This window comes from Amycolatopsis sp. 195334CR, from assembly GCF_017309385.1.
Classification (GTDB): domain Bacteria; phylum Actinomycetota; class Actinomycetes; order Mycobacteriales; family Pseudonocardiaceae; genus Amycolatopsis.
Genome location: NZ_JAFJMJ010000001.1, coordinates 325,404 through 352,050 on the forward strand (window position 1 = coordinate 325,404; position 26,647 = coordinate 352,050).

27 protein-coding genes are annotated in these 26,647 nt (G+C 71.8%); 10 read left to right on the top strand and 17 right to left on the bottom strand.

Going from position 1 to position 26,647, the window contains the following annotated elements; translation table 11 throughout:
- Positions 1-44 precede the first annotated feature (44 nt).
- Complete coding sequence (locus JYK18_RS01570; RefSeq protein WP_307795746.1) at positions 45-749, top strand: GntR family transcriptional regulator; 705 nt, start codon at positions 45-47, stop codon at positions 747-749.
- Here JYK18_RS01570 and JYK18_RS01575 read toward each other — a convergent pair.
- The 4 genes from JYK18_RS01575 to JYK18_RS01590 all read right to left on the bottom strand — a co-directional run bounded on the left by JYK18_RS01575 (position 746) and on the right by JYK18_RS01590 (position 3,593).
- Positions 746-958, bottom strand: coding sequence for a hypothetical protein (locus JYK18_RS01575; protein ID WP_206799700.1), 213 nt, complete (start codon positions 956-958; stop codon positions 746-748). The genes JYK18_RS01570 and JYK18_RS01575 overlap by 4 nt on opposite strands.
- The gene (locus tag JYK18_RS01580) at positions 903-1,583 is read right to left on the bottom strand and encodes a response regulator transcription factor (protein ID WP_206799702.1); all 681 of its coding nucleotides are present in this window, start codon (positions 1,581-1,583) and stop codon (positions 903-905) included. Before JYK18_RS01580 ends, JYK18_RS01575 begins: the two co-directional genes overlap by 56 nt.
- A complete protein-coding gene (locus JYK18_RS01585) occupies positions 1,580-2,206 on the bottom strand; it encodes a sensor histidine kinase KdpD (protein WP_206799704.1) in 627 nt (208 codons plus the stop codon). Before JYK18_RS01585 ends, JYK18_RS01580 begins: the two co-directional genes overlap by 4 nt.
- A 196-nt stretch (positions 2,207-2,402) precedes the next feature.
- Entirely contained in the window at positions 2,403-3,593 is a 1,191-nt protein-coding gene (locus JYK18_RS01590; RefSeq protein WP_307795747.1) for an erythromycin esterase family protein, read from the bottom strand.
- A gap of 31 nt (positions 3,594-3,624) precedes the next feature.
- Between JYK18_RS01590 and JYK18_RS01595 the strand changes: the two genes are divergently transcribed.
- Positions 3,625-4,227, top strand: a complete 603-nt coding sequence (locus JYK18_RS01595) for a TetR/AcrR family transcriptional regulator (RefSeq protein ID WP_206799706.1) — start codon at positions 3,625-3,627, stop codon at positions 4,225-4,227.
- Here the strand turns inward: JYK18_RS01595 and recG are convergent.
- Both recG and JYK18_RS01605 read right to left on the bottom strand, forming a co-directional pair.
- Entirely contained in the window at positions 4,224-6,383 is a 2,160-nt protein-coding gene (gene recG, locus JYK18_RS01600) for an ATP-dependent DNA helicase RecG (protein ID WP_206799708.1), read from the bottom strand. The two genes, JYK18_RS01595 and recG, sit on opposite strands and share 4 nt — an antisense overlap.
- 5 nt (positions 6,384-6,388) lie before the next feature.
- On the bottom strand, positions 6,389-7,972 hold the full coding sequence (locus tag JYK18_RS01605) for a DAK2 domain-containing protein (RefSeq protein WP_206799709.1): 1,584 nt from the start codon (positions 7,970-7,972) through the stop codon (positions 6,389-6,391).
- A 141-nt stretch (positions 7,973-8,113) separates the two neighbouring features.
- Here JYK18_RS01605 and rpmB point away from each other — a divergent pair, with 141 nt between their 5' ends.
- Positions 8,114-8,305: a 50S ribosomal protein L28 gene (gene rpmB, locus JYK18_RS01610; RefSeq protein WP_153030126.1), complete on the top strand. Its 192-nt coding sequence runs from the start codon at positions 8,114-8,116 to the stop codon at positions 8,303-8,305.
- 63 nt (positions 8,306-8,368) lie between these two features.
- Here the strand turns inward: rpmB and JYK18_RS01615 are convergent, their stop codons facing one another.
- The 4 genes from JYK18_RS01615 to JYK18_RS01630 are packed head-to-tail and all read right to left on the bottom strand — an operon-like array spanning position 8,369 to position 11,086.
- Positions 8,369-9,046 (bottom strand): uracil-DNA glycosylase, encoded by a 678-nt coding sequence (locus tag JYK18_RS01615; protein ID WP_206799712.1) that lies wholly within the window; start codon positions 9,044-9,046, stop codon positions 8,369-8,371.
- A 45-nt stretch (positions 9,047-9,091) separates the two neighbouring features.
- Positions 9,092-9,613 (bottom strand): gamma carbonic anhydrase family protein, encoded by a 522-nt coding sequence (locus JYK18_RS01620; protein ID WP_206799713.1) that lies wholly within the window; start codon positions 9,611-9,613, stop codon positions 9,092-9,094.
- Between the two features lie 11 nt (positions 9,614-9,624).
- Positions 9,625-10,101, bottom strand: a complete 477-nt coding sequence (locus JYK18_RS01625) for a GNAT family N-acetyltransferase (protein ID WP_206799715.1) — start codon at positions 10,099-10,101, stop codon at positions 9,625-9,627.
- A gap of 10 nt (positions 10,102-10,111) precedes the next feature.
- Positions 10,112-11,086 carry a thiamine-phosphate kinase gene (locus JYK18_RS01630; protein WP_206799716.1) on the bottom strand — a complete coding sequence of 325 codons (975 nt, stop codon included), beginning with the start codon at positions 11,084-11,086 and terminating at the stop codon, positions 10,112-10,114.
- A 110-nt stretch (positions 11,087-11,196) separates the two neighbouring features.
- On the opposite strand from JYK18_RS01630, the gene JYK18_RS01635 reads away from it, so the two are divergent.
- The 3 genes from JYK18_RS01635 to JYK18_RS01645 all read left to right on the top strand — a co-directional run bounded on the left by JYK18_RS01635 (position 11,197) and on the right by JYK18_RS01645 (position 13,043).
- Positions 11,197-11,430, top strand: a complete 234-nt coding sequence (locus tag JYK18_RS01635) for an Lrp/AsnC family transcriptional regulator (protein ID WP_153036892.1) — start codon at positions 11,197-11,199, stop codon at positions 11,428-11,430.
- A gap of 19 nt (positions 11,431-11,449) precedes the next feature.
- Positions 11,450-12,010, top strand: coding sequence for a DUF3515 domain-containing protein (locus JYK18_RS01640; protein WP_307795748.1), 561 nt, complete (start codon positions 11,450-11,452; stop codon positions 12,008-12,010).
- A gap of 64 nt (positions 12,011-12,074) precedes the next feature.
- Entirely contained in the window at positions 12,075-13,043 is a 969-nt protein-coding gene (locus tag JYK18_RS01645) for a right-handed parallel beta-helix repeat-containing protein (protein WP_206799717.1), read from the top strand.
- Between the two features lie 102 nt (positions 13,044-13,145).
- Here JYK18_RS01645 and JYK18_RS01650 read toward each other — a convergent pair whose 3' ends face one another.
- Both JYK18_RS01650 and JYK18_RS01655 read right to left on the bottom strand, forming a co-directional pair.
- Entirely contained in the window at positions 13,146-14,237 is a 1,092-nt protein-coding gene (locus JYK18_RS01650) for a D-alanine--D-alanine ligase family protein (protein ID WP_206799719.1), read from the bottom strand.
- Positions 14,238-14,243: 6 nt separating this feature from the next.
- Positions 14,244-15,644, bottom strand: a complete 1,401-nt coding sequence (locus tag JYK18_RS01655) for a PLP-dependent aminotransferase family protein (protein ID WP_206799721.1) — start codon at positions 15,642-15,644, stop codon at positions 14,244-14,246.
- Between the two features lie 69 nt (positions 15,645-15,713).
- On the opposite strand from JYK18_RS01655, the gene JYK18_RS01660 reads away from it, so the two are divergent.
- On the top strand, positions 15,714-16,379 hold the full coding sequence (locus JYK18_RS01660; RefSeq protein ID WP_206799723.1) for a pyridoxamine 5'-phosphate oxidase family protein: 666 nt from the start codon (positions 15,714-15,716) through the stop codon (positions 16,377-16,379).
- Here the strand turns inward: JYK18_RS01660 and JYK18_RS01665 are convergent.
- The 3 genes from JYK18_RS01665 to JYK18_RS01675 form a co-directional block, all read right to left on the bottom strand.
- Positions 16,334-16,822: a cysteine dioxygenase family protein gene (locus JYK18_RS01665; protein WP_206799725.1), complete on the bottom strand. Its 489-nt coding sequence runs from the start codon at positions 16,820-16,822 to the stop codon at positions 16,334-16,336. The genes JYK18_RS01660 and JYK18_RS01665 overlap by 46 nt on opposite strands.
- A gap of 189 nt (positions 16,823-17,011) precedes the next feature.
- Positions 17,012-18,022, bottom strand: coding sequence for an NAD(P)H-dependent glycerol-3-phosphate dehydrogenase (locus tag JYK18_RS01670; protein WP_206799726.1), 1,011 nt, complete (start codon positions 18,020-18,022; stop codon positions 17,012-17,014).
- A 7-nt stretch (positions 18,023-18,029) separates the two neighbouring features.
- Positions 18,030-18,728, bottom strand: a complete 699-nt coding sequence (locus JYK18_RS01675) for a 1-acyl-sn-glycerol-3-phosphate acyltransferase (RefSeq protein ID WP_206799727.1) — start codon at positions 18,726-18,728, stop codon at positions 18,030-18,032.
- Positions 18,729-18,852: 124 nt separating this feature from the next.
- On the opposite strand from JYK18_RS01675, the gene cofC reads away from it, so the two are divergent.
- The 3 genes from cofC to JYK18_RS01690 all read left to right on the top strand — a co-directional run bounded on the left by cofC (position 18,853) and on the right by JYK18_RS01690 (position 22,756).
- Positions 18,853-19,470 carry a 2-phospho-L-lactate guanylyltransferase gene (cofC, locus tag JYK18_RS01680; protein ID WP_206803977.1) on the top strand — a complete coding sequence of 206 codons (618 nt, stop codon included), beginning with the start codon at positions 18,853-18,855 and terminating at the stop codon, positions 19,468-19,470.
- Positions 19,471-19,541: 71 nt separating this feature from the next.
- Positions 19,542-21,749: an RNA degradosome polyphosphate kinase gene (locus tag JYK18_RS01685; RefSeq protein WP_206799728.1), complete on the top strand. Its 2,208-nt coding sequence runs from the start codon at positions 19,542-19,544 to the stop codon at positions 21,747-21,749.
- Positions 21,746-22,756, top strand: coding sequence for an NUDIX hydrolase (locus tag JYK18_RS01690; protein ID WP_242578903.1), 1,011 nt, complete (start codon positions 21,746-21,748; stop codon positions 22,754-22,756). The genes JYK18_RS01685 and JYK18_RS01690 overlap by 4 nt, the downstream gene beginning before the upstream one ends.
- Before the next feature lie 112 nt (positions 22,757-22,868).
- Here JYK18_RS01690 and JYK18_RS01695 read toward each other — a convergent pair whose 3' ends face one another.
- Complete coding sequence (locus JYK18_RS01695) at positions 22,869-25,544, bottom strand: BTAD domain-containing putative transcriptional regulator (RefSeq protein WP_242578904.1); 2,676 nt, start codon at positions 25,542-25,544, stop codon at positions 22,869-22,871.
- A 347-nt stretch (positions 25,545-25,891) separates the two neighbouring features.
- Positions 25,892-26,542: an HU family DNA-binding protein gene (locus tag JYK18_RS01700; protein WP_206799730.1), complete on the bottom strand. Its 651-nt coding sequence runs from the start codon at positions 26,540-26,542 to the stop codon at positions 25,892-25,894.
- Positions 26,543-26,647: the final 105 nt, after the last annotated feature.

Genomic DNA, 26,647 nt, shown 5'->3' on the forward strand with positions numbered 1-26,647 from the left:
AGTTTTCGCCGATCGTTCACCGGTCCTGCGGTAGGCTGAGCCCCGTGGTCATCGCGGACAACAGCGGCTCCCCGGCAGGCCTGGCCGCTGATCGGGGCCTGCTCGGCCGGACCAGCACGGCCGAACGCGTGGCCGGTGTGCTGCGCACCCGGATCTCGGAGGGGTTCTTCCTGCCCGGCGCCCGGCTCTCCGAACACGACATCGGTGCGGCGCTGGGCGTCTCGCGGAACACGCTGCGGGAGGCTTTTCGGCTGCTCACGCACGAGCGGTTGTTGTCGCACGAGCTGAACCGCGGGGTTTTCGTGCGGATGCTGAGCGTGGACGACGTGGTCGACCTGTACCGGGTGCGGAAGCTGATCGAATGCGCGGCGGTGCGGAACGCGGTGGAGCCCGACCTGTCCGGCCTGGAGCGCGCGGTCGCCGACGGCCGGCTCGCCGAGCGGCACGAGGGGTGGCGTGATCTCGGGACCGCGAACATCCACTTCCACCAGGCGCTCGCCGCGCTGACCGCGAGCCCGCGCATCGACGAGCTGATGCAGGGCATCTTCGCCGAGTTGCGGCTGGTGTTCCACGTGATGACCGACCCGCGGGAGTTCCACCAGCCGTACCTGCTGCGGAACGAGGAGATCCTCGACCACCTGCGCAAGGGGGACAACGAGGGTGCCGAAGCCGCCCTGGCCAGCTACCTCGACGACGCGGAACGGCAACTGGTCAGCGCCTACGACACGACGCCGGAGCCGCCCGGCTAAGTGCAGTGAATGTGGCTTTCACAGCACTCGCCGCCGACCGATGCCGCGAAAGCCACATTCACGCCATCGGTGAGGCGGCCGGGCGCAGTGAAAGCCACCTTCACCGCATCGGCGAGGTGCGGCGAGGTGCGGCGCGGCGCGGCGCGGCGCGGACTAGCCTGCTTCGGCGTCCAGTTGGCGCCGGCGACGTCGGCGCGGGTGTTGCTCATCGAGCAGCGAGTACCGCACGGCCAGCGAGGCCGCTTCGAGCCGCGAGTGCACGCCCAGTTTGCTCAGCAGTGCCTGGATGTGGGTCCGCACCGTCGTGGTGGCGACGCCCAGCCGCGCCACCATCTCGCTCGTGCTCAGCCCCTCGACCAGCATCGCCAGGCACTCGCGTTCGCGCGCGGTCAGGTGCGCGGCCAACCGCACGGCCTCCGCCGAACCGCGTGAGCGCAGGGCCGAGCGCTCCGACGCCACGTGCACCACCACCTCACCGGCCACCACGCTGCGCAGCGCCGCGGTCAGCGTCGCCACGCCGCAGGTCTTCTGCACGTAACCCGCCGCCCCACCGGCCAGGGCCCGGTGCAGACCGTCGTCGTCCTGGTCGGCGGTGAGCACCACCACCTTCGTGGCCGGCCGCGCCGCCCGGATCTCGGTGAGCCGGTCGAGCGCGTCGCCGTCGACGAACCGCCGGTCCAGCAGGCACACGTCCGGGCGGTGCTGCCGGATCGCGGCCGGGATGTCCGCCATCTTGTCGATCACGCCGAGCACGTGGAACTCCGTGCCGAGCACGCTCGCCAGCGCGTCGGAGAAGAGCACGTGGTCGTCGCAGAGCAGGAGGCTGATGTTCATTCCGATCCGCCTTTCGCGTGAACGCCGAACGCCAGCCGCACCCGGGTACCCCCGGAACCGGCGGTTATCACCTGGAACCCGCACCGGCACGCCTCGGCGAGCCGCTCGACGATGCCCAGCCCGAGCGAGGCCCAGCCGGCCGGTCCCACCCCGAAACCGGGACCGTCGTCGGCGACCTCGACGGTGATCACCTCCGGCTCCTCGACGGCGGACACCTCCACCCGCCCGCCGGGCCCGGCCGCGCGCACCGCGTTGTCGACCAGGTTCGTGACCATGCGCCACAGCAGCGACTCGTCCACCACCAGCGAAACCGGCGGCCCCGGCAGCACCACCACGGTGGTCTCACCGGCCAGCGAAACCAGCGAGACGATCTGCTCGAGCACTTCCCGTACGTCGACCACCGCGGTCCGCGGCCGGTCGCCGGGGATCATCGAGTGGCGGACCACGCCGAGCAGCCGGTGGGTCTCCTGCTCGATCGCGTCCACCCGGCGCCGGGTGTCCTCGCGCAGGGAACCATCCGCGCGGACCGCCTCCACCAGGTACGACAGCGTGGCCAGGCGGTGCCCCAGGTCGTGCAGGACCTCCTGGGCCACCGTGGCGGCCTCCCCCGCCGAGCGCTCCATGCTTCGCCCTCCACCAGTCCCGTTTTTCGTACCCTCCGATCACTCAGTCGGGTTACTCCGATTGAACGTTGCACAACCCAGGCCGAACACCGGACAGTGGCCGAATGTTTATCTACCCAACGTTATAGCGTGCCGTCGCGGACGGTAACCGCCCGGTGGCAGCAATTTTGGGCCCACTGCGGTGATCAGGGGTTTTTCAGAACTCACAGACCGTCTGACGCGGGAAATAGACGAGCGCGTCGAACGCGGAGGCGACATCGGCCTGCACGGTCAGGTGCGCGTGCCGAATACCGTGCGGGCGATCCGGGTCGTTCCGGAGCGGTGCGAGGTCGTACAGTCCCGGCTCGCGGCCGGCGAGCATTTCCTCGATACTGCCCGGCTCCGGCTCGCCGAGCTTTTGCTCGTACAGCTCGAAACCCAGCCGCGCGCTCGATTCGGGGCGCAGTCCGGTGGTGTACCCGGTGCCGCCGGTCAGCGCGAGCGCGAAGTAGTCGTCGCCGAACTCGGCAGCCAGGTGCGCCCCGGCCGGCGCGTTGGTCACGCCGGGGATGAGACTGCTCGGCGTGCGCTGCAGGTGTCCGTTGTGCAGCATCAGCACGATTTTGCGGTCAGGCCACACTTCGCGCGCCAGGCGCACGGACTGTGCCATGTAGGCGTCCCGCGAAGCGCCCTGCACGGGCGTCGCCGCACCGTTCATCGCGTCGAGGACCTCGCGCAGGTAGGTGTCCAGGCGCAGCGCGCCGCGGGCGTGGTGCAGCGCCACCGCGTGCGCCCGGCTGTCCCCGCCCCGGCGCACCACCGGACCGGTGGATTCCAGGTGCGCGACCAGCACGGCCAGCGCGGCGGTCGCCCGGTCGCGCCCGTCGTACTGCTGGTAGAGCGCCGGCGCGAGCGCGCTGCTGACCGCCGAGTACGGCTCGGTCGCGGTGCTCGCGGTGTCCACAAGGGACAGTGCACCGGGGTCGGCGTCGAGCAGGTACGCGCGCACCGCGCGCAGGGCGGGCAACGGGGAACCGGCACTGCTCGGCACGTCGAGCCCGGCGTAGCGCAGGTCTCCCCCGGCGGCGTTGTGCGCGCGCATCCAGGTGAGCATCGCGTGCATTTCTGCCGAATCCCCGAGCGAGAAGGTGAATCCGTCACGTGCGATTTCGGCGACTTCACCCGGCGCGCCGTGAATCCACGCGTCGACCAGTCTGCCCTCGGCGAAACCCGATTCGAACGCCACGGCGCGGAAGCCGAGTTCGGTGACGAGCAGGCGCAGCACCTCGTCGCGATAAGCGCTGAACTCGCGGATGTGGTGGTTGTTCTCGCCGATCGCGACGATGTTCGCGTCGCCGATCAGTTCGGCGAGGCCGGAATGGCGGTCAAGGGGGCTCAGTCGTGGCACACTGGGCACACTAACGCAACTGGAGTGGCACTTGTCGACCGAATTGCCCGGCACCCGGCCCGGTGGGCGCACCGAGCGCAACCGTGTCGCGGTGCTGACCGCGACCCTGGACGAACTCGCCGAGACGGGGTACCCCGGGCTGACCGTGGACGCCGTGGCCGAGCGGTCCGGCGTGCACAAGACCACGCTGTACCGGCGCTGGGGCTCGGCCGAGGGGCTGGTCGCCGCGGCACTGCTGTTCGGCATCGAGCACGCGTGGGAGGTGCCGGACACCGGCTCGCTGGAGGCCGACCTCAGCGCGATGAACCGCGAGCTGACCAGCTACTTCACCGATCCGGCGAAGTCGGCGCTGCCGATGGCCTCGGTGGCCGCCGCCTTCCAGTCCGCCAAGGCCGCCGACGCCCTGCGCGAGTACTACGCCGACCGCCACCGCAACGGCGCCGCGATGGCCGAACGGGCCATCGCCCGCGGCGAGATCCCGGCGGACACCGACCCGGTCGAGGTCATGCGGCAGGCCGCCGCGCCGGTGTTCTACCGGCTGTTCGTCAGCCGGGAACCGGTCGACTTCGCCGACGCCGACCGGGCCGCCCGCGCCGCCGTGCTGGCCGCGCGGGCGGGCGCGTTCCGGCGCTAGGACTTCTCCAGGTACTCGGCGCGGTCGGCGGCGACCACCGACGCGACCATCCCGGCCAGCCCGCTGTGCCGTTCCAGCGCCGGGTCCGCGGTGACGATCTCCTGCGCGCGCACCCGCGCCTCCGCGATGATCTCCTCGTCGCGCAGCAACGACAGCAGCTTCAGCCCGGACCGCTTGCCGGACTGCGCCGCGCCGAGGATGTCGCCCTCGCGCCGGATTTCCAGGTCCAGCTGGGAAAGTTCGAAACCGTCCGTTGTGGACTCGACGGCATCCAGCCGCTCGCGCGTGGTGGTGCCCTCGATCGCTTCGGTGACCAGCAGGCACAGCCCCGGCTTCGAGCCTCGGCCGACACGACCGCGTAGCTGGTGCAGCTGGCTCACGCCGAACCGGTCCGCGTCCATGATCACCATCACGGTGGAGTTCGGCACGTTCACCCCGACCTCGATCACCGTGGTGGCCACCAGCACGTCCACCTTCGCCGCGGCGAAGGCCCGCATCACCGCGTCCTTCTCGTCCGGCGGCATCCGGCCGTGCAGCACGCCGATCTTCAAGCCCCGCAACGGTCCCGCGGCCAGCTCCTCGGCCACGTCGAGCACCGCGAGCGGCGGCCGCTTGTCGCTCTTGTCCGACGCGGGTTCGTCCCCGATGCGCGGGCAGACCACGTAGGCCTGGTTGCCCTTGCGGACGTCCTCGGCGATCCGGCTCCACACCCGGTCGAGCCACTGCGGCTTCTCCGCGACCGGCACCACGGTGGTCGAGATCGGCGAGCGCCCGGCGGGCATGTCCCGCAGCGAAGCCACTTCCAGATCGCCGTAGACGGTCATCGCCACCGTGCGCGGGATCGGCGTCGCGGTCATCACCAGCACGTGCGGACTGGTCCCGCCGGACCCGCGCGAGCGCAATGCGTCCCGCTGCTCCACGCCGAACCGGTGCTGCTCGTCGACCACCACGAAGCCCAGGTCGGCGAAGGACACCGTGTCCTGGATCAGCGCGTGCGTGCCGACCACGATCCCGGCCGCGCCGCTCGCCGCGTCCAGCAGCGCCTGCTTGCGCTCCTTGGCCGGCAGCGAACCGGTGAGCAGGGTGATCTTCGTGGCGTTCTCCGCCGCCCCCAGTTCCCCGGCCTGCCCGAGGTCGCCGAGCATCTCGCGCAGCGACCGCGCGTGCTGCGCGGCCAGCACCTCGGTGGGCGCGAGCATCGCGGCCTGCCGCCCGGCGTCGACCGCCTGCAGCATCGCCCGCAGCGCCACGATCGTCTTCCCGCTGCCGACCTCGCCCTGCAGCAGCAGGTTCATCGGGTGCTCGACCGAGAGCGCCTCGGCGATCTTCGCGCCGACCTCGTGCTGCCCCGGCGTCAGCTCGAACGGCAGCCGCTGGTCGAAGGCTTCGAGCAGGCCGCCCGCCTTCGCCGCGCAGACCGGCGCGGGCCGCGAAACCGTGGAATACCGCCGCTGCGCGAAGATCAGCTGGACGGACATCGCCTCGTCCCACTTGAGCCGCCGCTTCGCCGACTCCAGCCTCGGCCAGCTCTCCGGGCGGTGGATCTGGCGCAGCGCGTCGTGCAGTGAGTCCAGCTTCTTCTCGGCGAGCAGTTCGCGCGGCATCGGGTCCGCCTCGTCGCCGACCTCCAGGGTGTCCAGCACCTGGCGCACCGCCCGCGCGATGGCCCACGACTGGATGCCCTGCGCCGCCGGGTAGACCGGCAGGATGCCGAGGAACTCGTCCATCACGGACTCGCTCAGGTCGTCGCCTTCGAGCAGTTCGTACTCGGGGTTGGCCAGCTGCAGGTTGTTGCGGAAGGCGGTCACCTTGCCGGCGAACAGCCCGGTCTTGTTGAGCTTCAGCTCGCGCTCGCGGAAGGCCTGGTTGAAGAAGGCCAGCTGCAGCTTCCGGCGGCCGTCGGTGATGGTGACCTCGAGAATGGTGCCGGAGCGCGACTTCATCGTGCGCCGCTGCACCTTCTCGATCCTGGCCATCACGGTGACGTGCTCACCGATCTCCAGTCCGCCGATGTCGGTCAGCGAGCCGCGCTCGTCGTACCGGCGCGGATAGTGCCGCAGCAGGTCGGCGACGGTCTCGATGCCCAGCGATCCGGCCAGCGCCTTGGCCGTCTTCGCGCCGAGCAGCGGCGTCAGCTTGTCGTCCAGCACGGTCATCTTCCCTACTCCACCCCGATCAGCAGCACGGCGTCGGTCTGCCGTCCGGAATAGCACACCAGTTCGACCTCCGGGTGTTCGCCACGCAGCCAGTCGGTGAGGACCTCCTCGATCCCGGCCGGCGCGCCCACCCCGGTGAGCACGGTGACCAGCTCGCCGCCCGGTCCGAGCAGCCTGGCCAGCACGGTGATCGCCGCCTCCAGCAGGTTCGCCTCCGCCGCCGGTGCCGGTTCGATCCGCACCACCTCGCCGTCGACCAGGCCCAGCACGTCACCCGCCTGCGCGCGGCCGACCACCGACAGCGCCTCACCCCCGGCGACCAGCACCTCCCCGCGGCGGGTCGCGGCGGCGGCCTCCGCCATCGCCACCACGTCGTCGTTGGTGCGCCGGGCCGGGTCGTGCACGGCCAGCGCGGCCAGCACCTGCACCGGCGAGGCGCAGGGGATCACCACCACGTCGCGGTCACCGGCCATGGCGTGCCCGGCCGCGGTGTCCGCCGCCGTGGTCAGCTCCGGACCGCCGGGCAGCACGGTGACGTGGTTGCCGGTGGTCTCGGTGATCAGCCCGAGCATCTCCTCCACGCTCGGGGTCGCCCCGGCCGGCACCGACAGGACCTCGATGTTCTCCGCGCGGATGACCTCGGCCAGCCCTTCGCCGTGCACCACCGCGACCACCGTGCGGTCGAGCCCGCCGCCCGGTTCCAGCGGCGCGGGCGTGACCAGCGGCTCGACCCGGATCCGGCGCGGGCGGCCCGCGTCCAGCGCGGCTTCGATGGCCGCCCCGATGTCGGCGCAGTGCACGTGGACCGCGTGCGCCCCGGCGCCGTCGGCGGCCACCGTGACGCTGTCGCCGAGCCCGCTGAGCGCCTTGCGCAGCACCGGCAGCGCGGTCTCGTCGGCGCCTTCGAGCAGGAACATCACCTCCCACGCGTAGAGCGCGGGCTCCCCGTGGGAGTGCGCGACGAGCGGGTGGTGGTGGGCGTGCTCGTCCCCGGTGATCACGTCGAGCAGGGCGTCCAGCACGGCGACCACGCCGCGCCCACCCGCGTCGACCACCCCCGCGCGCGCGAGAACGGGCAGTTGCTGCGGGGTCTGCTCCAACGCCGCGGCGGCGGCCTCGGCGGCGACGCGCGCGACCTCCGCCAGTTCGTCGGCCGAGCCCGCGACCGCGCCGGCCACCGCGTGCAGCACGCTCAGCATGGTGCCCGCGACCGGGCGGGCGACCGCGCCGGTAGCCACCTCGTCGGCGTGCTGGAGCGCCTCGGCCAGCGCCGGGCCGTCGACCGGGCGGTCGGCCAGCGCCTCGGCGAGCCCGCGCAGCACCTGCGACAGGATGACCCCGGAGTTGCCCTTCGCGGCCGCGACCGCGCCCCTGGCCAGCGCCGCCAGCGCCGCGCCCGCGGTCGCCGGGGCGGCCTCGCCGTGCAGGGTGTGCCAGGCGCCGGAGATGGTGTGGTGCATGTTCGACCCGGTGTCGGAGTCCGCCACCGGGTACACGTTGATGCCGTTGATCTCCGGTCGCAGCGCGTCCAGGCTGTGCGCGCAGGCCGAGGCCCAGCGCCCGACCGCGGCGGCGTCCAACTCGCGCACCCGCTCCTCCTCCTGACCTGGTCCGGGCGAGGGTAGCGACCCCGTCCGGGGCCCCTCGGAACATACTGGTTACTATGGTCGAGTTGCCCGGCCGCCGTGCCGGGCGTGATTTCGTCTTCGAATGATCCAAAGGAGTTCGACGTGGCTGCCGTGTGCGACGTCTGTGGCAAGGGACCCGGCTTCGGTAAGTCGGTCTCACACTCCCACCGGCGGACCAGTCGCCGGTGGAACCCGAACATCCAGACCGTGCACGCCAAGATCGGTCTGTCCCAGCGCAAGCGCCTCAACGTGTGCACCTCGTGCATCAAGGCGGGCAAGGTCGTCCGAGGCTGAGCTGAGACTCAAAACGGCGAGTGACCCTTTCGGGACACTCGCCGTTTTTGCGTACCCGGAGTACTACGGGAGCTTCCAGTCCACGGGCTGTGCGCCCTGCTGGACCAGGAGGTCGTTCACCCGGCTGAACGGGCGTGAGCCGAAGAAGCCGTTGTGCGCGGACAGCGGGCTCGGGTGCACCGACTCCACGCACGGCACGCCACCCAGCAGCGGCTTGAGCTTGCGGGCGTTGCTGCCCCACAGGATCGCCACCAGCGGGCCACCGCGTTCGGCCAGTGCCTTGATCGCCTGCTCGGTGACCTCCTCCCAGCCCTTGCCCTGATGGGAGTTCGGCTTGCCGGGGCGCACGGTGAGGGCGCGGTTGAGCAGCAGCACCCCCTGCTCGGCCCACGGCGTCAGGTCGCCGTTGGTCGGCAGCGGGTGGCCGAGGTCCTCGGCGTACTCCTTGTAGATGTTCACCAGGCTCTTCGGCAGCGGCCGGACCTCCGGCGCGACGGCGAAGGACAGCCCGATGGCGTGCCCCGGCGTCGGGTACGGGTCCTGGCCGACGACGAGCACTCGCACCTCGTCGAACGGTTGCTTGAACGCCCGCAGGACGTTCTCCCCGGCCGGGAGGTAGGTGCGGTCGGCGGCGATCTCCGCCCGGAGGAACTCGCCCATCCTGGCGATGTTCCCCTCCACCGGAGCGAGGGCCTTCGCCCAGCCTGCTTCGACGATCTCGTGCAGCGGTCGTGCGGTCACGGCGGGCGACTCTATCGCCCGCGTCACACCTTCGAGTCAGCGACCTCAGCTAAGCAAACGGAGTTCCGCGCGGAAGCGCGCCGCCCGGCCGACGTAGCTGGCGACCACGGCTTCGATCATCTCCGGGCCGAACGACTTGTTCTCCCGCGTCTTCGCCGGCACGCCGAGCGCGATCTCGCCGGCGGCCACCTTCGACCCGTACGACAGCACGGCACCCGCGCCGACCATGCCGCCGTCCTCGATCTCGCTGCCGTTCAGCACCACCGAACCGGAGGCGACCAGGCAGCCGGTGCCGATCACCGCGCCCTCGACGTGCACCGAATGCCCCATCGCGGACGACGGGCCGAGCACCGTCGGGTGCTGCTCGGTGCAGTGGATCACGCACCCGTCCTGCACGTTGGACCGCTCGCCGATCTCGATGTACCCGTTGTCCCCGCGCAGCACGGCCTGCGGCCACACCGAGGCGAACGCGCGGATCCGGACGTCGCCGATCAGGGTCGCGTCGGGGTGCACGTAGGCGTCGGGGTGGATGTCGGGCACCAGGTCACCGAGTGCGTAGATCGCCACGCCGTCCTCCTTCAGCCCGTCAGGGCCTTGCGGTAGTACCGGCTTTCCGCCGTCCCGGCGTAGTAACCGAAGCCGTCCATCTCCAGGTAGCCGCTCGACCGGTACAGCTCGATCGCCTCGGGCTGCTCGGTACCGGTCTCCAGCACCACCCGCCGCCGCCCGGCGGCCAGCGCGGTGCGCTCCAGCTCGGCGAGCATGGCCCGCGCGAGCCCGCGGCCGCGCGCGGCACCGGTGACGTACATGCGCTTGATCTCCGCGTCGCCGTCGCACAACGGGGCCTCCGCGCCGTCGCGGACGCGCCAGGCACCGGTCGCCACCGGGACGCCGTCGAGGTAACCGACCAGGAAGAGCCCGTGCGGCGGGGCGAACTCCTCCGGGCGCACCGGGCTCTCGTCCGGCGACCCGTACCGCACCACGTACTCCTGCTGCACCTCCGCGATCAGCTTCTGCGCGTCGGGATGGTCGTAGGCGGTCACCCGGATCTCCACGAGTGGCACCCTAACTGGTTTTCCAGTGCTCCCAGCCGGTTTCCTCGGTCACATGCGGCTTGCCGTCGACGGTCACGCCGGACTCGGGCATGGTCACCGCACCGATCCGGCGCCAGCCGGCGGGCAGATCGGCGTGCGGTGGGAAGGTGCCCGCGAGCGCGTGGTCCTCGCCGCCGGTGAGCACCCACTGCTGCGCGTCGGCCCCGAGCGCGGCAGCCACCTCCTGCAGGCGCTGGTCCGGCTGGAGCGCCTCGGTGCGCACGTCGATGCCGACCCCGGACGCCTTCGCGATGTGCCCGAGGTCGGACAGCAGGCCGTCGGAGACGTCGATCATCGAGGTGGCCCCGGCCGACGCCGCGGCGGGCCCGGCCGCGTACGGCGGCTCGGGGTAGCGGTGGGCGTTGACCACCCCGACCGGCGACCGGAAACCGCGGCCGAGCACCATCAGCCCGGACGCCGCCCAGCCCAGCCGCCCGCACACCGCGACCACGTCGCCGGGGCGGGCCCCCGACCTGGTCACCGGCGGCAGCCCGTTGAGATCACCCAGTGCCGTGATGCTCACCACAAGCGTGTCCGACCGGACCACGTCCCCGCCGACCACGCCGATCCCGGCCCGTTCGGCCTCGGCCCACATGCCCTCGGTGATCCCGGTCAGCACCGACGCCGGGGTGTCCCCCGGGCAGGCGAACCCGACCAGCACGGCACTGGGCAGCGCGCCCATCGCGGCGATGTCGGCCAGGTTCACCGCCACCGCCTTGCGGCCCACCTGCTCCGGCGTCGACCAGTCCAGCCGGAAGTGCACCCCCTGCACCAGCACGTCGGTGCTGGCCACCACCCGGCCGTCGGGCGCGGCCACCAAAGCGGCGTCGTCCCCCGGCCCGAGCAGCGTGAACGGCGGCTGCTCCCGGCTCTCGGTGAGCGCGCGGATCAGGCCGAACTCACCCGTCTGCGCCACGGTCTGCTCTTCGGGTGTGTCCCGCGGCACGCCGTTACCTCCTGACCTCAAATAGTCGGATCCCCTATCGTTCCCTTACTGGGGTACGTTCCTCAGACGTTCCTACCTTGCGCAGCCAGATCCAGACGAAGGGGCACGCCGTGGTCCACGCATACATCCTCATCCAGACCGAGGTCGGCAAGGCCGCGTCCGTCGCGGCGGAGATCTCGGGCATTCCCGGGGTCACCACCTCCGAGGACGTGACCGGCCCCTACGACGTGATCGTCCGGGCCGCCGCGGACAACGTCGACCAGCTCGGCCAGCTGGTGGTGGCGAAGGTGCAGAACGTGGAGGGGATCACCCGCACGCTGACCTGCCCCGTGGTGCACCTCTGACCCGTGCTGTAGTAGGTCCGTGCCCCAGTTCGACACCGAGACCGGTGCCCCGCCCCGGCTGCTGATCGTGATCGCCGCGACCCTGGCGGTCGCGCTCGCCGCCGGGGTGGCGGTGTTCGGCCTGCTCACCGGCTCGGCCGACGAGCCTGCCCAGGCCGGCGGGACCGGCCCGCTGCCGCTGGTGCCGGTCCCGGCCCCGCAGTCGGGCGCGCCCGAGTGCGCCACCCTGCTGGCCGCGCTGCCCGGTGAACTGACCTCCAACGGCGAGAAGCTGGCCAAGCGCGAGCTGGCCCAGCCCGCTCCCCCGTCGACCACCGCCTGGGGCGCCGACCCGATCGTGTTGCGTTGTGGTCTGGACCAGCCGGCCGAGCTGACCAGGACGGCGCAGCTGCGGGTGATCAACTCCGTGCAGTGGCTGCCGGTGGCGGTGGAGGGCACCACCACCTGGTTCCTCGCCGACCGGGCCGTGTACGTCGCGCTGACCGTGCCCGACAGCGCCGGAACCGGTCCGCTGCAGGAGATCTCCGACGCGGTCGCCGGCGCGCTGCCGCCGGTCCCGCTGCGCTTCTCCGACGGTTGACCGGAATAGGAACGCTCATTAGCGTGAGTGTTTCCGCCGCCACGCAGGAGACTCGGAGGACTCGATGCGTGCAGGCGTCACCGCAGTTGTTGTTTCCGCCGCGCTCGCGGCGCTCACCCTTCCCGGCACCGCCTCGGCGGCGGTCGTCACCGTGCAGACCGGCGCGGAGCTGAGCAGCGCACTGTCCACAGTGAAGCCGGGCGACACCATCCAGCTGGCCGCGGGCAAGACGTTCACCGGCAACTTCAAGGCACCGGTCAGCGGTACCGCGAGCGCCAGGATCACCCTGAAGGGCCCGCGCGACGCGGTGCTCAAGGCGTCCGGCGGCCGTGGTCTCGAACTGACCGGCAGCTACTGGAACATAGAGGGCTTCACCATCACCGGCGGGCAGAAGGGCCTGATGGCGCTGGGCGTGCGCCACACCGTCGTGTCCGGCCTGCGGGTGCACCACATCGGCCACGAGGCCATCCACTTCCAGCACGGCAGCACCGACAACGTGGTGCGCGACTCGGAGATCAGCGACACCGGCACGCAGACGCCGGACTACGGCGAGGGCATCTACATCGGCTCGGCGAAGAGCAACTGGCCGGGCGGTACGCCGGATCGCAGCGACCGCAACAAGGCGCTGGACAACCGGATCGGGCCGAACGTGGCCGCCGAGGCGATCGACGTCAAGGAGGGCACCAGCGACGGCGAACTGTCCGGCAACACCTTCGACGGCACCGGGCAGCAGGGCGCGAACTCCGGTGACAGCTGGGTGGACGTGAAGGGCAACGGCTACCGCGTGACGAACAACAAGGGCAGCAAGGTCTTCGTCACCACCAAGAGCTACGGCGGGTTCGAGGTGCACACGCAGCTGGCCGGCTGGGGCGAGAACAACACCTTCGCCGGGAACACCGCCGATGTGCAGTCAGCCGGGGCGTACGGCTTCTACATCCACAAGAAGGACCTGGGGAACAAGGTCTGCGCCAGCAACACGGTCACCAACGCGGGCAAGGGCTTCAGCAACATCCCCGCCACCGACGGCTGCTGAGACACACGAGCCGGGTCGGCGGGCTTCGGCGAGGTGCAGTGAATGTGGCTTTCACTGCGGATTCCGCAGTGAAAGCCACATTCACAGCATGGGCCGGAAGGGTCAGCGGAGGCCGGTGCCGCGGGCCAGGGCGGTGTCGACCAAAGTGGACAGCAGGGTCGGGTAGTCCACCCCGGTCACCGCCCACATCTTCGGGTAGGCCGAGGTGGTGGTGAAGCCGGGCATGGTGTTCACCTCGTTGATGGTGAGCGTGCCGTCGGCGCCGACGAAGAAGTCCACCCTGGCCAGGCCCTGGCAGTCCAGCGCGTGGAAGGCGGCCACCGCCATCTCCCGCAGGCGTTCGGTCACCTGGTCGTCCAGCTTCGCCGGGATGTCCAGCTCCGCGGCCTCGCCGAGGTACTTGGTTTCGAAGTCGTACCAGGCGCTTTCGTCCGTGGCCAGCACGCGGATCTCGGCGGGCAGCGAGGCTTCGACCCGCCCGTCGGGGAACTCCAGCACCCCGCACTCGACCTCGCGGCCGACCACCGCGGCCTCCACCAGCACCTTCGGGTCGGTCTCGCGGGCCAGCGCGATCGCGGCGTCCAGCTGGGACCAGTCGGTCACCTTGCTGATCCCGATCGAGGACCCGGCCCTGGCCGGCTTCACGAACACCGGCAGGCCGAGGCGTTCGCGCTCGGCTTCGGGCAAAGTGGACTGTCCACGCCGGAGCACCGCGTAGTCGCCGCCGGGCAGGCCCTCGGCGGCGAGCAGCTTCTTGGCGAACTCCTTGTCCATCGCGGTGGCGCTGGCGAGCACGCCCGCCCCCACGTACGGCACGTCGGCCAGTTCCAGCAGGCCCTGGATGGTGCCGTCCTCACCGAAGGCGCCGTGCAGCACCGGGAAGATCACGTCCACCGCGCCGATCGCGTCCACCCCGGCGTCCAGCGACACCAGTTCGCGGCTGGTCCGGTCGCCGGTGAGCACCAGGCTCCGCCCCTCGGACACCACGGGCAGCCGGTCGCCGTCGATCCGCAGGCGCTCCGGGTCGCTCGTGCCGAGCACCCAGCCGCCCTCGCGGGTGATGCCGATGGGCACGATCTCGAACCGCTCGGGGTCCAGGTTCGCCAGCACACTGCCCGCCGAAACGCAGGAGATGGTGTGCTCGGTGCTGCGGCCGCCGAACACCACGGCGACCCGCGTCTTGGCTGGGCTCATGGGGCGTCACCCTACCGGGCGCTTGTGGATCACCCCGGGCCGCAGTAGGCCGACCAGCGCATCCAGCGCGTCGGCCAGTGCTTCGCGGGAACAACCCGAGTAGGCCAGCGGGATCCCGTACGCGGTCGGCGTCCCGGCGAAGTGCCGCCCGAGGCGGTCGAGCCGGATGCCCGCGGCCTCGGCGGCCTCCACCTTGTCGCGTTCCTCGGCGGCCGAGTCCAGCGGGACCACCAGGTGCGCGCCCGCGTCGTCGCCGAGCACCGGGATGCCACCGGCGTACAGCGCACTGGTCAGCATGGACCGCCGCTCGGACAGCTCGCGCCGGAGTTTCCGCAGGTGACGGCCCAGATCACCGTGGCGGGCCAGTTCGATCAGCACCCGTTGCCCGGCTGGTGACGGCCGCGTGCCGACGCGGTCGCGGTACTCCAGCACCGCCGCGGCCACCTCGGGCGGCGCGACCATCCACCCGGCACCGAGCGTGGGCGTGAGGATCTTGCTGGTGGTGCCCAGGTGCACCACCACGTCCGGGGCGAGCGCGGCGAGCAGCGGCAACGGCGCCACGTCGAACCGCAGTTCCCCGTCGTAGTCGTCCTCGATCAGCAGGAAGTCCTCCGCGCGCGCCCGTTCGACCAGTTGCACTCGCCGGGCCGCGCTCATCCGGCTGCCCATCGGGTACTGGTGCGCCGGTGAGCAGTAGACCGCCCGCAGCCCGCGCGGCACGGCGTCCGGGCGCAGGCCCTCCCCGTCCACCGGCAACGGCACCGTCTTCAGCCCGGTGCTGGTCAGCGCCTGCACGGCCCGCTGGTAACCGGGTTCTTCCACACCGACCACGTCACCGGGCCGGAAGAGCGCGCCGGCGATCTCGATCACCGCGGCCGTGGTGCCCGAGGTGGCCAGCACGGAATCAGTGCCCGCCGAGAGCCCGCGGTGGCGGAGCAGGTGCTCGACGATCACCGCGCGGTAGTCGAACAGCCCGGCCCGGTGCGCCCTGGACAACGGCGGCGCGTCGGCGGCGGCCCGCCAGGCCCGGCGCCAGGCGGCGCGGTCGAGGCCGTCGGCCCACGGCACGCCGGGACTGAGGTCGAGCAGGTCGGGGCGGCCCGGCGCCTCGCCGATGACCAGCCCGCGGGCGGGCCGGTCGCGCGGTGGCGAGGTGGTCACGTAGGTGCCGGAGCCGTGGCGGCCGGCGATCCAGCCTTCGGCGTGCAGTTGCTCGTACGCCGCCGAGGTCACCGTCCGGCTGACGCCGAGGCGGTTGGCCAGCGCGCGGGTGGACGGGAGCCGGTCGCCGCCGCGCAGGTGCCCGGTGGCGGCCGACTCGCGCAGGGCGTCGGCGAGCTGGACGGCGAGCGGGGTGCCGCTCCGGCGGTCGAGGCGCACCGGGAGCGCGGTGTCGGAGTACGGCAAAGTGGCCTCTTCGAACTGGCTGGCAATTGGCCATTCAATGATGCCACTTGCCTGGGACAGGCTGGCGGTATGACCCCATTGTCACCCACCCCGCGCAGCACCATCACCCGCAAGAAGGATCGCGGCCGCAGTGACCGCGCCGACCTGTACGCGGTGCTCGACGAGGGCCTGGTCTGCCACCTCGGGCTGGTGCTGAACGGCTCGCCGCTGGTGCTGCCGACCGGCTACGGCCGCGACGGGGACACGCTCTACCTGCACGGATCCACCGGTTCACCGAGCATGCGGGCGGCCGCGCCCGAGGTCGACGTCTGCGTGACGGTGACGCTGGTCGACGCCGTCGTGTACGCGCGTTCGATCAACGACCACTCGATGAACTACCGCAGCGCCGTGGTGCACGGGCGGGCGCGCCAGCTCTCCGGCGACGAGAAGTGGCACGGCCTGCACGTGCTCACCGACCACCTCGCGCCCGGTTCGTGGGAGCACGCACGGGACGTCAACGCCAAGGAGTTCGCCGCGGTTTCGGTGCTCGCGCTCGACCTGGCGGAGGCGTCGGTGAAGGTGCGCGACGTCGGCGTGGTCGACGAACCGTCCGATGTGGAGGCCGACGCCGCCTGGGCGGGCGTGCTGCCGGTCCGGACCTCGTTCGGCCCGCCCGAGACCGACCCGGAGTGCTCGGTCCCGGTGCCCGCTCACGTGTCGGCGCGGGTGGGCCCGTCGACGAAGCTGCCGCGGTAGCTGCGCATCGCCCGGCCGCCGGAGCGGTAGACGTGCACGCTGATCGCGGGATCGGCGCCGGGGTTGCGCACGTGGTGGACGTAACCGGGGGCGAACACCCGCGACTGGCCCGCGACCAGCGGGTGCACCTCGGTGACCACCCGGCCGTCGGCGGCGGTCCGGCTGACCGTCTCGGTCAGCGCGCCGGTGACCACGGTGAACGCCCCGGTGGACTCGACGTGGTCGTGCAGGTCGGTCTGCTGGCCGGGCAGCCAGCTCATCAGCCAGATCTCCTGCTCCTCGTCACGGGCGATGAGCGCGGAGAACCGCTGGTCGGGGTCGTAGCGCAGCAGGTGGCGCCAGCGGTCGCGGTCGTGGGCGTACTCGAGCGCGACGCGCACGGGGTGGCGCTGCTGAACGGTGTTCTCGGCCAGGGCGACGGTGTTGTCCGGAACGGCGAACATGGCTGTTTTGTCCTTTGTGGGTGTCGTGGCGGCTGGAAGCGACGTCAGCGGCAACAACACGAACACAGCGCGAAGACACGGGGCTGGCCGGAACGGCTCGCTCGCACGGTGGTCTCACGCATCAGCACACCACGCAGCGAAGCAGGCCGTCCCGCCCCGGTCAACCGCGTCCCACCCAGTGGGCGCCGGTCAGGACCACTCGTGCTTGCGGGTCCGGCCCAGCAGCTCGGCGCCCAGCCGGCGGGGGTCCTCACCGCCGTGGCACACCCGGTGCATGGCGTCGGTGATCGGCATGTCGACCCCGAGGCTCGACGCGAGCTCCCGGATCGACGTGCACGACTTCACCCCCTCGGCCACCTGACCGCCGACGGCTTCCTGCGCCTGCGCGACCGACTCGCCCCGGCCCAGCCGTTCCCCGAAGGTCCGGTTCCGGGACAGCGGCGAGGAGCAGGTGGCGACCAGGTCCCCCACCCCGGCCAGGCCGGCGAAGGTCAGCGGGTCGGCGCCCATCTTCGTGCCGAGCCGCGCCATTTCGGCCAGTCCCCGGGTGATCAACGTCGCCGAGGTGTTGGCGCCGAGGCCGAGCCCGGAGGCCATGCCGCAGCTCAGTGCGATCACGTTCTTGCACGCGCCGCCCAGCTCGCAGCCCACCACGTCGGTGTTCGTGTACGGCCGGAAGTACCCGGTCGAGCAGGCCCGCTGCACGGCGATCGCGCGCTCGTGGTCGGCGCACGCGACCACCGCGCCGGCCGGCTGCTCCTGCGCGATCTCCTTGGCCAGGTTCGGCCCGGAGACCACCACCACCTGACCGTCCGGCACGCCGGCGATCTCGGTGATCACCTCGCTCATCCGCTTCAGCGTGCCCAGCTCGACGCCCTTGGCCAGGCTGACCAGCACCGCGTCGGCGGGCAGCAGGCCGCGCCACGCGGTCAGGTTCGCCCGCAGGCTCTGGCTCGGCACGGCCAGCACCACCGCGTGGGCCCCGTCGAGGGCGGCGGCCGGGTCGGCGGTGGCGGTGACCCGCGCGGGCAGCGCGACCCCCGGCAGGTAGCCGTCGTTGGTGCCCGCCTCGGTGATCTCGGCCGCGACCTCGGGGCGGCGCGCCCACATCGTCACGTCGCGCCCGGCGTCACCGAGCACCTTGGCGAAGGTGGTGCCCCACGAACCGGCACCGAGCACGGTGACCCGCTGGATGTCCATACCGGCCTCAGTCCTCGTCGGGGCGGGTGGCGGGCGGCTGCTCCCCGCGCACCTCGGCCAGCAGTCCGGTCACCGCGTCCATCATCACGTCGGTGACCTCGCGCAGCACCTTCGCGCCGAGCGGGCGGCCGCGGTAGGCGGACAGGTCGAGCGGCTCCCCCACCGAGTGGATCACCCGCTTGCGCGGGAACGGCCGGAACTTCTTGGTGTAGCCGTTGAGGATCTCGTGCGTGCCCCAGCGCGCGATCGGGATCACCGGCACGTCGTTCTCCATCGCCAGCCGCGCCGCCCCGGTGTAGGACCGCTTCGGCCAGACCGCCGGGTCCTTGGTGATCGTGCCCTCGGGGTAGATCACCACCACCTTGCCGTCGCGCAGCGCCTGGTGCGCCGCGCGCAGGCTGTCACCGGCGCTGGAGGAACCGCGGTAGACCGGGATGCCGCCCGAGCCGACCAGGATCTTGCCGAGCACCGGCGTGCGGGTCAGGCTCTCCTTCGCCATGAACCGCGGCACGCGCCGGTTGCGGTGCACCAGCACGGCGTCGACCACCGGGTCGAAGTGGGAGATGTGGTTGAGCACCAGCAGGGCGCCCCCGGTGCGGGGGATGCGCTCGGTGTGCCGGTAGTCCCGCCTGCCGAGCAGGGTCAGCGGGTAGAACAGCGCCGCGGCGGTCCCCACCCAGAAACCGCCCTTTTCCCGATCGGCCAAAACTCCTCCTCGTTCCGGTATCCCCGCTGATCCTGCCTCCCACCGCGTCACAGAGGTAGGGCGGGTCGGGGCAGTCAGGGGTAGAAAGGAGGGCGTGGCTCGCGAGGTGGACCTGATCGTCCCGATGAAACCGCCCAGCCTGGGCAAGTCCCGGCTGCGGGGCGCGCTGGACGACATCCACGACCAGGAGACGCACACCGAGCTGGTGCTCTCCCTCGCCGCCGACACGCTGGCCGCGGCGACCGCGGCGAACGGCGTCCGCCGGGTGCTGGTGGTCGCCGCCGAACCGGCCGCGCTGACCGGGCTGCACCGCCTCGGCGTGGAGATCGTCGGCGACGCGGGCGCGCGCGGGCTCAACGAGGCGCTGCGCCGGGGTGAGGCGATCCTGCGCCGGGCCGATCCCGGCGGGGTGGTCGCCGCGCTGCAGGCCGACCTCCCCGCGCTCCGGCCGGACGAGCTGGCGATGGCACTGGGTGCCGCGGCCGACCGGCGCGCCTTCGTCGCCGATCGCCAGGGCACCGGCACGACGCTGCTGGTCGCGGCGCCGGGCGAACCGCTGGACCCGCACTTCGGCACCGGCTCCGCGCTGGCGCACACCGCCTCGGGCGCGGTGCCGCTGGACGTGGCCACCCCCTCGCTGCGCAGCGACGTGGACACCGCCGCCGACCTCGCCCACACCAGGAGACTCGGGCTCGGCGAGCGCACCTCGACCCTGCTCGGCGAGGCGTGCTGCCTGAGCTAAGTGGCTGCCACCGGCGGAATTCACCGTGTCGTAGATCGCGGTATGCGCAGCAAGCCGCCGAGTACGGAAGAATGCAGGTTGTGAGCGAGCCGCTGAACCCCCCGCCTGCCCCACCGGACCTCCGCCGGGCCCGTCCCGGCGCCGACCCGGCACCCGCGGCACAGGAAAAACACGGGGTGCCCTCGGCGCCACCGGCGGTGACCGCGGTGGCCCCGCTGACCGACGCGCTCCCGGACGACCGCTACTTCAACCGCGAGCTGTCGTGGCAGGACTTCAACGCGCGCGTGCTCGCGCTGGCCGAGGACGACTCCCAGCCGCTGCTCGAGCGGACCAAGTTCCTCGCCATCTTCGCGTCCAATTTGGACGAGTTCTACATGGTGCGGGTGGCCGGGCTGAAGCGCCGCGACGAGACCGGCCTGTCGGTGCGCAGCGCGGACGGGCTCACCCCGCGCGAGCAGCTGGCCTACATCGCCAAGCGCAACCAGGACCTGGTCGAGCGGCACACCGGCGCGTTCGAGGAGGAACTGCGCCCCGAACTGGCCGCCGAGGGCATCCGGATCGTCAGCTGGTCCGATTTGGACGGACCGGACCAGCTGCGGCTGTCGAACTACTTCACCGACCAGATCTTCCCGGTGCTCACCCCGCTCGCGGTGGACCCGGCCCACCCGTTCCCGTACATTTCGGGCCTTTCGCTCAACCTCGCGGTGACCGTGCGCGATCCGGAGGGCGGCACCGAGCGCTTCGCCAGGGTCAAGGTGCCGAGCAACGTGCCCCGGCTGATCCGGGTGGAGGCCCAGCGCGAGCAGCGCGAGGCCACCTTCCTGCCGCTGGAGGAACTGATCTCGGCGCACCTCGGTGAGCTGTTCACCGGGATGGAGGTGACCGAGCACCACGTTTTCCGGATCACCCGCAACGCCGACTTCGAGGTCGAGGAGGACCGCGACGAGGACCTGTTGCAGGCGCTCGAACGCGAACTGGCGCAGCGCCGGTTCGGCCCGCCGGTCCGGCTCGAGGTGGCGCAGGACATGAGCGAGCACATGCTCGAACTGCTGCTGCGCGAGCTGGAGGTGGATCCGCGCGACGTGGTCGAGGTGCCCGGCCTGCTCGACCTGACCTGCCTGCACCAGCTGTCCGGGGTGGACCGCAAGGAGCTCAAGTACCCGACCTTCGTGCCCGCCACGCACCCGGCCTTCGGCGAGCGCGAGACGCCGAAGAGCGTGTTCGCCACCCTGCGCGAGGGCGACGTGCTGGTGCACCACCCGTACGACTCGTTCTCCACCAGCGTGCAGCGCTTCGTCGAGCAGGCCGCCGCCGATCCCAAGGTGCTGGCGATCAAGCAGACGCTGTACCGCACCTCCGGTGACTCGCCGATCGTGGACGCGCTCGTGGACGCGGCCGAGGCGGGCAAGCAGGTGGTGGCATTGGTGGAGATCAAGGCGCGCTTCGACGAGCAGGCCAACATCACCTGGGCCCGCACGCTGGAGCGGGCCGGCGTGCACGTGGTCTACGGGCTGATGGGGCTCAAGACGCACTGCAAGACCGCGCTGGTGGTGCGGCAGGAGGGCTCGACCATCCGCCGCTACTGCCACATCGGCACCGGCAACTACAACCCGAAGACCGCGCGGCTGTACGAGGACCTCGGCCTGCTCACCGCCGACCCGAGCATCGGCGCGGACCTGACCGACCTGTTCAACGTGCTCACCGGCTACTCGCGCCAGGACACCTTCCGCAACATCCTCACCGCGCCCAACGGCATCCGGCGCGGCATCCTGCGCGACATCGCCGAGGAGATCGAGCACGCGCGCGCCGGACGGCCGGCCGGGGTGCGGATCAAGTGCAACTCGCTGGTCGACGAGCAGGTGATCGACGCGCTGTACCAGGCGTCGCAGGCCGGCGTCGAGGTCGACGTGGTGGTGCGCGGGATCTGCTCGCTGAAGCCGGGGGTGGAGGGGCTGAGCGAGAACATCCGGGTCCGCTCGATCCTCGGCCGGTTCCTGGAGCACTCGCGGATCCTGCACTTCCGCGGCGGGGACAGCTACTGGATCGGCAGCGCGGACATGATGCACCGCAACCTCGACCGCCGGATCGAGGCGCTGGTGCGGGTCAAGGAACCCAAGCTGACCCGGCAGCTGGACGAGATCTTCGAGTCCGCGCTCGACCCGGCCACGCGCTGCTGGGTGCTCACCGCCACCGGCGAATGGGCCCCGTCCCCGGCGGACAACACCGAGGTGCGGGACCATCAGGTGGAGCTGATCTCGAAGCACAGGGCGAACGGTTGAACGACGAAGAGACGAAGGTCCGCGCCGCCGGCGCGGTGTTGTGGCGGCACGGCGCGGACGGGCCGGAGGTCGCGGTCGTGCACCGGCCGCGCTACGACGACTGGTCGCTGCCCAAGGGCAAGCTCGACCCCGGCGAGACCACGGTCGCCGCGGCGGTGCGCGAACTGCACGAGGAGACCGGGTTCCACGTGGTGCTCGGCCGCTTCCTCAAGCAGGTCGCCTACCGCGTGCCCGCGCCAGGCGGGCGCGGCGGCACGGTCGGCAAGACGGTCGACTACTTCAGCGCGCGGGTCGCGGGCGGTGCCTTCGAGCCGAACGAGGAAGTCGACGAGCTGCGCTGGCTGCGCCCGGCCGAGGCCGAGCCGATCCTGAGCCGTCACGGCGATGTGGAGACGCTGCGCGAGTTCTGCGCGCTGCCCGCGGAGCTGAGCACGGTGCTGTTGGTGCGCCACGCCAAGGCGGGCAAGCGGGACGAGTGGACCGGGGACGACGATCTCCGCCCGCTGTCCAACGCCGGGCTGCGGCAGGCCGAAGGCGTGCGCGCGGTGTCGACGGTGTTCGGCCCGGACCGCGTGCTCTCCGCGCCGCGCCTGCGGTGCGTGCAGACGGTGGCGAAGGTGGCCGAGGACCTCGGTGCCGAGGTGCGGCAGGAGCACCTGCTCTCCGAGGAGGGCTACTGGGCGGATCCGGTGCTCGGCCTGGCGCGGTTCCTGGCCATCGCCGGTGACGGCGGCACCCCGTTGATCTGCAGCCAGGGCGGGGTGATCCCGGATCTGGTGACCCAGCTGGCCGAGCGCGACGGGGTACAGCTGGAACTGCGCAGCCACGTCACCGAGGCCGAGCAGCAGCGGCGACCGGCCCCGGCGAAGAAGGGTTCGTTGTGGTTGCTCAGCTTCCGCCCGGCCGCCGGGAACGACGGGAACGACGGCCCGCGGCTGGCCGCGGCCACCTACTTCGCCAGCCAGCTGCCCTCGCCGTCGCCGTTGAACAGCGCGAAAGGCGAGTGACAGCGACCTGACAGCCCGCCCTGGTGTACTGCGTTCGCGCCCGTTGCCGGGCGGGATGCGACGGTCTAGGGGTGCGGCGCATCCCGCTCCGGTGTACCGGTCTGCGCCCACATCACGAGTGCGGCACGTCTCGTTCCGCCGCGGTGTCCAGACCCGCCAGCAGCGTCCGCACTTCGGCGACGCGCGGATCGTTGAGCCGCAGGCAGGTGCCGAGCGCTTCCTGCCAGTACCCGTCGGCCCCTTCGGCTTCGCCCATCGCGTGCTGGATCCGGCCGAGCGTGATCAGCACGTCGATGCTGCCGTAGTCGGCACCCATCTCCCGTAGCGAGCCCAGTGCGCGCAACGCGTTCTCCATCGCGTCCTCGTACCGCCCGGCACACCCCAGCGCTTCGGCGAAGTTCCCCTTCGCCAGCGCCGAGTGGTACTGGTCGCCGACCGCGTGGAAGGCGTCCTCCGCGTTCTTGGCGTGTTCGGCGGCGTCGTCGAACTTGCCCAGCCCGATGCAGCTGGCGCTCAGGTTCAGTTCCGCGTGCGCGACGTAGGTCTGGTCCCCGGACCGGCGCGCGGCCTCGACCCCGGCGGAGCTGTAGCGGTAGGACTCCTCGTACTCCTCGCGGAGGTAGTAGGCGCCGGCGAGGTTGCTCAGGATCGCCACGCTCAGCGCGTTGCCGCCCTCCGGCGCGGCGGCCAGTCCTTGCTCCAGCGCGGCGAGCGCCTCGTCGGTGCGGGAAGCCCGCAGCAGCGCCGTGCCCAGGTTGTTCGCCGCGTACTGCAGGCCGAGCCGGTCCGCCTTGGCTTCGGCCACCTCCACCGCGTGGCGCGCCATCTCGATCCACTCGTCGATGTCGTGGCGTTCGGCGTTGAACCCGCGCAGCAGCCAGCTGAGCTGCCAGGCGCGGGTCGGCCAGCCGCGCCGGGCCGCGGCGGCCACCAGTGCGACCAAGGTGGACCGTTCGCCGAGGTACCAGGCGGTCGCGGCGGCGCGGTCGGTGAAGCTCACCGCCGGCCCGTCGACCTCCGGCAGCACCACGTCCTCGGTGAGCAGGTCCGGCCGCACCTGGCTGTTGGCCTCGGCCGCGGTGCACAGGTACCAGTCGAGCAGCCGCCGGAAACAGTGTTCCTGTTCCGCCGCGCTTTCCGCCTCCTCCAGTCGTTCGGTGGCGTAGACGCGGAGCAGGTCGTGGAACTGGTAGCGGTCCGCGCGCGGCTGGTTGAGCAGGTGCGCGGCGGCGAGCTGGTCGAGCAGGTCCCGGGTTTCGCGGACCGGCCTGCCGCACAACACCGCGGCGGCGGACAGGCTGATGTCCACGCCGGGGTGCAGCCCGAGCAACCGGAACAGCTTCGCCGCGTCCGGGCGCAGCGCCTTGTAGGACCACGAGAACGCGGCACGCAGATCGGTGCCGGCGTCGTGCGGGTCCCGCAGGGTGTCCAGGCGTGAGCGCTGGTCGCGGAGTTCCTCGACGATGCCGGCGATGGACATGCCGCCGAAGCGCGAAGCCCGTTCGCCCGCCAGCGCCAGCGCGAGCGGGAGGCGACCGCACAGATCGGCCAGTTCGGCCACCGCGTCGGGTTCGGCGGCCAGCCGGGAATGGCCCACACTGCCCGCCAGGAGCGCCGTGGCGCCCCGGTGGTCCAAGGACCCCAGCGCGAGCCGGTGCGCGCCCTCACGGGCTACCAGGCCGCGCAACTGGCTGCGGCTGGTGACCACCACGAGGTTCCCGGAACCGGGCAGCAGCGGCCGGACCTGGTCCGCGTCGTGCGCGTTGTCCAGCAGCAACAGCATCCGCGCCCCGGCCAGCCTGCTGCGCAGCATCGCCGAGCGTTCCTCCACTGTGGAAGGAACGGCCTCGGCCGCCACACCGACCGCGCGCAGGAACCGGCCGAGCGCCGCGTCCGGGGTGACCGGGGTGTCCGCCGAATGCCCGCGCAGATCGAGGAACAGCTGCCCGTCGGGGAAGCGGTCGCGGACGCGGTGGGCCCAGTGCACCGCGAGCGAGGTCTTGCCCACCCCGGCGGCGCCTTCGATCACCGCGATCGCGGTGGAGCGTTCGTGCTGCCCGGCCAGGAACTCCCCGAGCTCGGCCAGTTCGCTGTCGCGGCCGGTGAACCGGGTCACGTCGAACGGCAGCTGCCGCGGCACCACTTCGCGGGTGTCCGGCGCGGGCGGGGCTTCGGCGGAGAGCAGTTCGAGGTGCAGGCGGCGCAGGCTCGCGCCCGGTTCCACGCCGAGCTCCTCGGCCAGCAGCTCCCGGAGTTTCGCGTACCTGGCCAGCGCTTCGGCGCGGCGGCCGGTGCGCGCCAGTTCGGCCACCAGCCGTTCCCACAACGACTCCCGCAGCGGGTAACGCGCGATCAGCTCGGTGAGTTCCGCGGCGAGATCGGTGCCCGCACCGGAAGCGGCGTCGAGATCGATGCGCCGCTCCACCGCGAGCAGGTACCGCTCGGTCAGCAGCGGCGCCCAATCCTCGGCCAGCGCCGGGGATCCGACGCCCTCCAGCGGGGTGCCGCGCCACAACGCCAGCGCGGCGGTGAGCGATTGCCGTTCGGCAACCGGATCCGGTTGCTCCATCGCCTCGTCGAGCAGCCGGAGGAAGCGCAGCGCGTCCACCCGATCGGGCGCGACGACGAGCCGGTAGCCGTCCGGTGCGGTGGCCACGGTTTCCTCGCCGATCAGGCGGCGCAGGCGCATGACGTAGGTGTGCAGGCTGCCGCGCACCCGGGCGGGCAGGCTTTCGCCCCAGACGAACCGGGCCAGCGAGTCGATCGAAACCGGGCGCCCCGCGGCCAACGCGAGCCCGGCGAGCAGCGCGCGCTGGCGCGCACTGGTCAGCGTTACCGGCGCACCCCCGATCGCGGCTTCGAACGAGCCCAGCAGCCGGATGTCGATGACCGCTACCTCCTCAGTCCGCGGTCGCGCGCCGCGGGTTACGACTCTAGCGAGGGGGAGGGAGCGGGCGCACTCTCATCAGCGCGCGGAGCGGGGCCGCCGGGGACCGCGGCCGGTGTCACGGAGGTGGCTTCCGGGGACGTCAGCCACCTTCGTGACCCTGCCCGGGGGGGGTGCGGACGCGGCAGGGCCCCGTGCCGGAAACTCCAGCACGGGGCCCTGCCGAGGTACCGCAGGCGAACCGCGAACTACTTCTTCTTCGCGGCGGTGGTGCGCTTGGCCGCGGTGGTCTTCTTCGCGGCGGTCGCCTTGGGCGCGGCCTTGGTGGTGGCCTTGGCGGCGGTGGTCTTCGCCGCTGCCTTCGGGGCCGCCTTGGCGGTGGTCTTCTTCGCCGTGGTCGCCTTGGCCGTGGTGGCCTTGGCGGCGGTCTTCGGCGCCGCCTTGGCAGCGGTACGGCTCGCGGCGGTGCTGCGCGTCGTGGTGGCGCGCGTGCGAGTCGTGGTGCTGCGGGTGGTGCTCGGACGGCTGGCCGTCGCCCGGGTGGTGGTGGCGCGAGTGGTGGTGCTCGCGGCACGGGTACCCGCGGTGGCGCGCTTGGCGGCGGTGACCTTCGGCAGCTTCTTCGCGCCGCTCACCACGTCCTTGAAGGTCGTGCCGGCGCGGAAGGCGGGCACGTTGGTCTTCTTGACGCGGACCGTCTCACCGGTACGCGGGTTCCGGGCGGTCCGGGCGGCGCGGGCGCGCTTCTCGAACACCCCGAAGCCGGTGATGTTCACCTTCTCGCCCTTGTTGACCGTCCGGATGATGATGTCGACGAGACCGTCGACCGCTTCCGATGCAACCTTTTTGTCGCCCAGGCGCTCCGACAGCGCCTCGATCAGCTGGGCCTTGTTGGCCATTCCGGTCCTCCAAGAAGAACTATCCGTACACGGCCTCCTTCGGCCGACTTGCGCACACGGTATTACCAATGCAGCACAAATTCCAAACGGCACGCGGAATTTTTC